Here is a 7,270-nt window from a genome sequence, read left to right as displayed (position 1 = left end):
CCCGGGTCACCGAGCTCACCATCAGAATCCTGCTCTCGGTGGTGTGGACGCGCGGGCGCCGGCGGGGGGCGGGCCCGGCCCACCCCTGCCCCGGCCGCCCCCCCCACCACCGCTACGACGACGCCACCGCCAAGGGCCCGGGCGAGAACTGGTGGAACGGCCAGGACAAGTTCGCCTCCTGACCCCGACCGCCGCCCCGCGGGGCCGCCGGGCCGCCCGCCGGTGCGCGGACGGCCCGTCCCCGTCCCCGCGCCGGCGGCCCGGGCACCCGCGCGGCGACGTGCGACCGCCCACGCGAAGCCGGCCGACCGCGCAAGGGCCGGCCGGCCGCCTTCCCGTACAGGGACGAAAATCCGCCCGCGCAAAGGCCGCCGGCCTCCATTCGACGGCGAACGACAGCCCGCGCGAACACGGTCGACCGCCCGCGAAACAACGAACACCCGCCCACGGCAATGGCCGTCGACCGCACCCGCGGAAACCACCGGCCGCCCGCACCGAACCCGAAACCCGCCCGGGCAATCCCCGCCGACCACCAATTCGACGGCGAACTCCAGCACGCACAAAGAGAATCGACCACCCGCACCACAACCGAAGACCACGACTCCGCACAGCGACCGCCGACCGCCGACCGCCGACCGGACACGCGACGCCGGACACCCGCCCCACACGGGAGACCGCCCGCCCGCCCGGCAACGCCCGGCGGCCCGCCGACCACCGACCTCGCCGAGAACGAACACCCGCCCGAGCAACGGCCGTTGGCCACCCGCCCGGGAGATCGACCCGCCCGCGCGAGAACGCGCGACCACCTCCCCCGCCGACGACCGCCTCCCCGACTACAGCACCCGTCCACACCGACCGCCGACCTCACCGGGAACGAACACCCGCCCGGGCAACGGCCGTCGACCGCCCACCCGGGACATCGACCACCCGCGCGAGGGTGCGCGACACCACCCCGGCCGACCACCGCCCCCGCAGGAACGGAACACCCACCCAGCCACGGCCGACCGACCGACCGACCTCGCAACGACCACCACCGACCGCCGACCGCCGACCGCCGACCGCCGACCTCGCAACGACGAACACCCTTCCACGCGAAGGCTGTTGACCTCCCACAAGGGAAATCGACCCCCATGTGAGGACGCGCGACCGCCCGCACACCACCGACCGACCGACCGACCGACCACCGTCCACACGAAAGCGAACACCCGCCCACGCAAAGACCGTCGACCGCCCGCCCGGAGCATCGACCACCCGCGCGAGGGTGCGCGACACCACCCCTGCCGACCACCGCCCACGCGGGAACGGAACACCCTTCCACGGCCGACCGGCCTCGCAACAACCACCGCCGACCGCCGACGCGTGGACGCACGACCGCCCGCACACCGACCACCGACGACCGGCCTCGCAATGACGAACACCCGTCCGCGCGAGGGCTGTTGACCTCCCACAAGGGAAATCGACCGCCCCCACACCGCCGGCCGACCGCCTCCGCCCACCGCCCACGCGGGAGCGGACTCCCGCCCGGCGCGCCCGACGGCCGCCCGTCACACTCCGCCCGTCACACTCCGCCGGTCGCCCGCCCCGCCCGCCCCGCGCGGGCGACGCGGGCGGAGCTCCCCGGCCGGGCCGCTCCGCCCGCTACGGCGCTCAGAGCTCTCCGGCCAGGAAGCGCAGGATGAGGCCGTTGACCTCGTCGGGCTTCTCGACGAGCCCGATGTGGCCCGCCCCCTGCACCACCTCGGCGTGCGAACCCGCGGGCAGGGCCTCGACGATGGCCGCCAGCGCCTCGTCGGTGATCACGAAGCTGGGATCCTCGGACCCGAACAGGTTGAGCACCGGCGCGCCCGGCGGGGCGCCCCACACCTCGAAGTGCTCCTGCGCCCACTGCGGCGTGCCGAACCGCTCCGGCGGGAACGCCGTCCGGTACAGGGCGAGGGCCGCCGCCAGGTTCTCCGGCGCCCGCAGGGCGTCCTTGGCGTGCTTGAGGTCCTCCGCCGCGTCGAAGCCGTCCGCGGTGAACTTCCGGTAGATCCAGTCGAAGTAGGCGAAGTCGTCCGCGGCGACGACCTGCTCGGCCACCGCCGTCTGGAAGAACCAGAAATGGCTCAGCGCGTCCACGCCCCGCGGCGTGAGGACCATCGGCCCGAACACCGCGAACGGCGGGACGTCGCACACCACCGCCCGCGACCAGCGCCCGCCGTCGCGCGCCGCGCCCCACACCGCCGGCGCGCTGAAATCGTGCCCCACCAGCACGGCGTCCCCGCCGCCGCCCAACGCCTCGTGCAGGCCGTTCACATCGGCCACCAGGTCCGCTATCCCGAACGAGCCGTCCGCGGGCAGCCCCGACGGCGCGAACCCGCGCAAGTACGGCGCGACGGCACGGTAGCCCGCCCCGGCCAGCGCGGGCATCAGATGCCGGTACGTCGCCGGCGACATGGGAAAACCGTGCATCAGCAGGGCCAGCGGCCCCTCGCCCTGCTCCACGTAGGCGAAATCGATGTCGTTGACGGTGACTCTGTTCACGTCCACAGCCGGTCCGTTCCTCGCGACGGAAAAGGAATACACGGGCGGCGGCCGAACCCGCAGACCCGGCCGCCCAGCACCACCGGCCCGACCCGAAAACCCGGCCGCCCGGCGCGCACGGACGACGGACCGGGCCCCACGACAACCCGCAAGACCCCTCCGCCGACCGCCCACCGATCATCCCGGGCAATGATCCCCGCCACCTTCTCCGTGGCTGCCGTCTTCAACACCCCCACCCCACCCACCACCCGCCCCAGACCCCCGCCCACCACCCACCCCCGCCCGACAGCCCGCCGCCCGACCACCGCCCCGCGACACTCCGGCGGACTTGGGTAGCCTCGCCCCGTGGTGGACCAGGAGCAGTACGCCCGGTGTCGGGATGACTCGAAGGTGCTGGCCGCGATCGGGGAGCATGTCGCCGCCCAGGTCGGCCTGGTCACGATGCGGCTGCCCCGGGCCGTGGCCGAGGCCGCGGTGGACGCCTGGGAGCGTGACGAGTTGGGCGGGCGCGCTCCTGAGTCCCATGAGGAGTACATGCTGCGGGACCGGGCCGCGGAGCTGGCCTTTGTCGGCCTGGCGATCTCGGAGCGTGGCCGCGGGGAGGGCGAGGAGGTCGTGATCGACCTTGATGTCGCCTCCGCTGGGGCGGCCTTGCGGGCGTCGCAGTAGTCAGGCCGCGGCGGCCACCGGTCGGCCGCCCCGGCGGATGCCTTTCTCGCCGCGGATGCGGGCACGTTCACGGCGTCGGGCCGCGAGGACGTCGGGGTGGCGTGCGTTGGTGTTGCGCCAGCGCAGGTAGGCGTGCGGCTCCCGAGTCTGGACCGTGTGGTTCGGATGGTTGGAGTTGGCGAGCGTGAACTGTCTCAGCGGGCCGAAGTGCGCCTCGATCGGGTTCGCCCAGGAGGTGTTGGTCGGGGTGAAGCACAGGTGGACGTTGTTGTTCTTCGCCCAGCGCAGGACCTTCTTGCCGTTGTGGGCGGAGAGGTTGTCCAGGATCACGTAGGCCGGGGCGCCGTCCGGACGTGCGGTCCGGATCGACCTGAGCGCGGCCAGGGTGTTCGCGGTGCCCTTGCGGCGCCGGTTGACGCCCCACAGGGTGTCGTCGCCCGCCGAGCAGCAGCCGCGGAAGCACGCCACGCCACAGGTGTGCCCGCGGGTCGCCGGCATCCGCTCCGGACGGCTCTGTCGACCCCGCAGCAGACAGCCGGACGCCAGCTCTCCGGACCGAACGGCCTGCCGGGCCCGAGCGCGGCGGGCTCGGACGCACGGACCGGACAGGGCAGGGCACGGCCGGGCGGATGCCCCCGAAGCCCCGGCGGAACCGAGCCGGAACGAGCCCGACCGGTCAACCGACAGCCCGTCGACAACCGGCTTCCTCACGGACGTTCAACAGCCGAACCCGCGCCCACTGCCCGGCAGGCCGACAACAGCACCCAGGCCAATGCCCGCCCACCTGAGACCCGCCCCGAACAGCCGACGCCCCGCCACCCGGCGGCCATCCAACAACCCACCCGGCAAACCGCCCAACAGACCGACAACCGACCGGCGCCCGGGCCTCGCCACCGTATCCACCGGCACCGGCACCGGCACCGGCACCGAACGAGCACACAGGCCGACCACCGGCACGACCGCCACACCCCCCGCCGACACCCGACCGGACCCCGCCCCACCACACCGCCACCACCCGCAGACCCGGCACGACCCGACACACGGCCAACACACAAGCATGTCACCAATGTTCAGCAACCCCACCCACCCGGACGACCGACAGGCCGACCAGCGACACCCGGACCGACCACCCACCGGCGACCCGCCCCGGACCGCCGACACCCGAGCACCCGACGGCCGATCAACACCCCGCCCAACAGGCCGACAACCACCCGCCGCCCGCCCAACACCCCCAGCCCCACAACCGAGAACCCGAGAACCCGCCCCCCGGAAGCCCGGAAGCCCGCCGGCCGGCAGCCGGCAGCCGCCCAACACCCCGCCGCCGGACGCCCGTTCAACACCCCGGCCGACGCCCCCACCACTCCGACGCCCCGCCCCGCAAACCCCGCCACCCGCTCAACACCCCCGGCCCACGACCGGCCCGGCCGCCGCCCCACCACCCGGACAGCCGCCCGGCAGCCCAACACCCCGCCACCGGACGCCCGTTCAACACCCCGGCCGACGCCCCACCCCCCACCACCGCCACCCGCCCGCCCGCCCGACGGCCCCGCCCCGCCCCGCAAAACCGGAAAGCCGCCCGGCAACAGGCCCACAGGCCCGCCGCCAGGCGGCTGATCAACGAACTCGACGGCAGCCCCAGCCCGACACCCGGCGGCCGCTCCACCCGCCGCCCGGCGCCCGGCCCGCGCCTCAGCCGGCCGCCGCCCGCTCCCCGACCCCGACCTCGACGACCGGCGCCACCGCGTCCGCACCCGCCCCGGCCCCGCCGGAACGCACCCGCAGACCCACCCACACCAGACCCACCGCCACCAGCGTCACCGCCACGTCCACCGCCAGCGCCAGCCGGATCCCGTCCAACTGCACCGCCCGCAACGCCGCCACCGCGCTCAGCACCGGAATACCGATCGTCGCCGCCACCTGCTGACTCAACGCCGCAAGACCCGTCGCCAGACCCTGCTCCGAATCCGGCAGCCCCGACGTCGCCGTCACCGTGTACGCCACGATCGACGTCACATGCCCGAAGAACCCCACGAACAACGCCGGCAGCAACACCGCCAGCATCACCCGGTCCGTGCCCAGCAGCACCAGCGGCGCCGTCGCCAGACCCTGCACCAGCAGACCCACCACCAACACCGACCGCGTCCCGTACCGGCCGATCGCACGACCCGCCACCACGCCCGCGGCCACCGCCGCCAACCCCGGCACACCGAAGATCAGACCCGTCGTCAACGGCGCGAAATGCAGCACGTCCTGCAGATACAACGTCATCAGGAAGATCAGCGCGCTCTCCATCGAGAACACCACCAGACCCGCGAAGTTCCCCCACTTCACACTCGGACGCTTCAGGATCCGCACCGACGCCAGCGGCGCCGGAGCCCGCAGCTCCACCGCCCAGAACACCCCCAGCAGCACCACGCCCACCGCCGCGATCCACACACTCCGATCGATCACGCCGTACGTGAACGCCAGCAGACCCGCCGTCACCGACACCGCGCCCGGCACATCCAGCCGCACCTTCTCCGGCGCCCGACTGTCCGCGATCAACCGCGGCGTCGCCACCAAAATCGCCACCGCCACCGGCACATTGATCAAAAACGCCCAACGCCAGCTCAACAGACCCACCAGCGTCCCGCCCACCAGAGCGCCCACCGTGAACCCGCCCGACAGCAGCGCACCGTTCAGACCCAGCACCCGCTCACGCATCGCCCCCTCGGAGAACGACGTCGTCAACAACGACAACGCCGCCGGAGCCGCCATCGCCGTCGACAGACCCTGCAGCACCCGCGCCGCCAGCAACAGCGACGCACTGTCCGCCAGACCCCCCAGCACCGACGCCACCGTCAACAGCGAGATACCCGCCAAGAACAACCGCCGACGCCCGAACAGATCCGCGATCCGGCCGAACAACAACGTGAAACCCGCCGCCGGCAACGCATACGCCGACGCCACCCACGGCAGATCCCCCGCCGATATCCCCACCCCCGAACCGATCTGCGGCAACGCGACGTTCAGGATCGAGAAATCGACGGACAACATGAACTGCGCGCCCAGCAGCACGAACAGGGTCAACCTGAGACGCGTACTCAAACGGCCGGACGAAACGGAAGGCTCGGTCATGGCACCCAAGCCTGGAAGACCACCCGCCCCCTAGCCAGACACCTGCCAAACGTCCCACTGCGAAGGCTACGCTCCACAGCCCCCGCTTCAGCATAATGACCCCCATGGGAGAGCTCGGCACATTCCTCAAGTCCCGCAGGGCCAGACTCCACCCGGCCGACGCCGGACTCGGACACTACGGCCGACGACGCCGCGTACCCGGCCTACGCAGAGAAGAACTCGCCCAACTCGCCGGCGTCAGCGTCTCCTACTACGCCCGACTCGAACAGGGCCTCGGCCAGAACGTCTCCGACACCGTCCTCGACGCCCTCGCCCGCGCCCTGCGCCTCACCGACGCCGAAACCACCCACCTCCACACCCTCGCCCGACCCCACCGCACCCCCCACCCCGACCCCGACCCCCACCCCGTCGCCGTCCCCCCGGGCATCCAACGCCTCATCACCATGACCAACGACATACCCCTCATCGCCCTCGGACCCGCCACCGACGTCCTCGCCTGGAACCCCCTCGCCCACACCGTCTTCGCCCCCCACCACCCCCACCCCCACCACCGCCCCAACATGACCCGCACCCTCTTCACCGACCCACCCACCCGCACCCTCTACACCAACTGGCACGCCAAAACCCACTCCGTCGTCGCCCACCTCCGCATGACCACCGCCCAACACCCCCACAACCCCCACCTCAACAACCTCATCACCGAACTCACCACCACCAGCCCCCACTTCACCACCCTCTGGAACAACCACACCATCGCCACCTGCGACAACTTCACCAACCACCTCCACCACCCCCACGCCGGCCCCCTCACCCTCCACCAAGAAATCCTCCACACCCAACAACCCGACCTCCTCCTCATCGCCTTCACCACCGAACCCCACACCCCCACCCACACCGCCCTCCACCACCTCCAAACCCACCACACCCACAACCACACCACCCACCACCAACCCGCCACCAC

Annotated in this window: 5 protein-coding genes and 1 pseudogene; 3 read left to right on the top strand and 3 right to left on the bottom strand. The window is 72.6% G+C overall.

The window, feature by feature from the left end; genetic code table 11:
• On the top strand, positions 1-182 hold a 182-nt coding region (locus ACFV4P_RS34860), incomplete at its 5' end, for a hypothetical protein (protein ID WP_380477509.1).
• A gap of 1,465 nt (positions 183-1,647) precedes the next feature.
• On the opposite strand, the gene ACFV4P_RS34855 is transcribed toward ACFV4P_RS34860, so the two are convergent.
• Positions 1,648-2,529, bottom strand: coding sequence for an alpha/beta fold hydrolase (locus tag ACFV4P_RS34855; RefSeq protein ID WP_380477508.1), 882 nt, complete (start codon positions 2,527-2,529; stop codon positions 1,648-1,650).
• A gap of 339 nt (positions 2,530-2,868) precedes the next feature.
• Between ACFV4P_RS34855 and ACFV4P_RS34850 the strand changes: the two genes are divergently transcribed.
• Positions 2,869-3,192, top strand: coding sequence for a hypothetical protein (locus ACFV4P_RS34850; protein WP_380477507.1), 324 nt, complete (start codon positions 2,869-2,871; stop codon positions 3,190-3,192).
• Here ACFV4P_RS34850 and ACFV4P_RS34845 read toward each other — a convergent pair.
• Positions 3,193-3,708: pseudogene (locus ACFV4P_RS34845) on the bottom strand (transposase); the annotation flags it as partial.
• 1,173 nt (positions 3,709-4,881) lie between these two features.
• On the bottom strand, positions 4,882-6,309 hold the full coding sequence (locus tag ACFV4P_RS34840; RefSeq protein WP_380477506.1) for an MFS transporter: 1,428 nt from the start codon (positions 6,307-6,309) through the stop codon (positions 4,882-4,884).
• A gap of 104 nt (positions 6,310-6,413) precedes the next feature.
• Between ACFV4P_RS34840 and ACFV4P_RS34835 the strand changes: the two genes are divergently transcribed.
• Positions 6,414-7,270: helix-turn-helix transcriptional regulator (locus ACFV4P_RS34835; protein ID WP_380477505.1), on the top strand; the 857-nt coding region annotated here is incomplete at its 3' end.

Origin of the sequence: Kitasatospora sp. NPDC059795 (genome assembly GCF_042732175.1) — a bacterium.
In the GTDB taxonomy this organism is placed as follows: Bacteria; Actinomycetota; Actinomycetes; order Streptomycetales; family Streptomycetaceae; genus Kitasatospora.
This window is presented reverse-complemented; position numbering and strand designations above follow the sequence as displayed.

What these genes read in the sequence shown, in the direction of transcription:
- ACFV4P_RS34840 (WP_380477506.1), bottom strand. Translation starts at nt 6,309, where the DNA reads ATGACCGAGCCTTCCGTTTCGTCCGGCCGTTTGAGTACGCGTCTCAGG.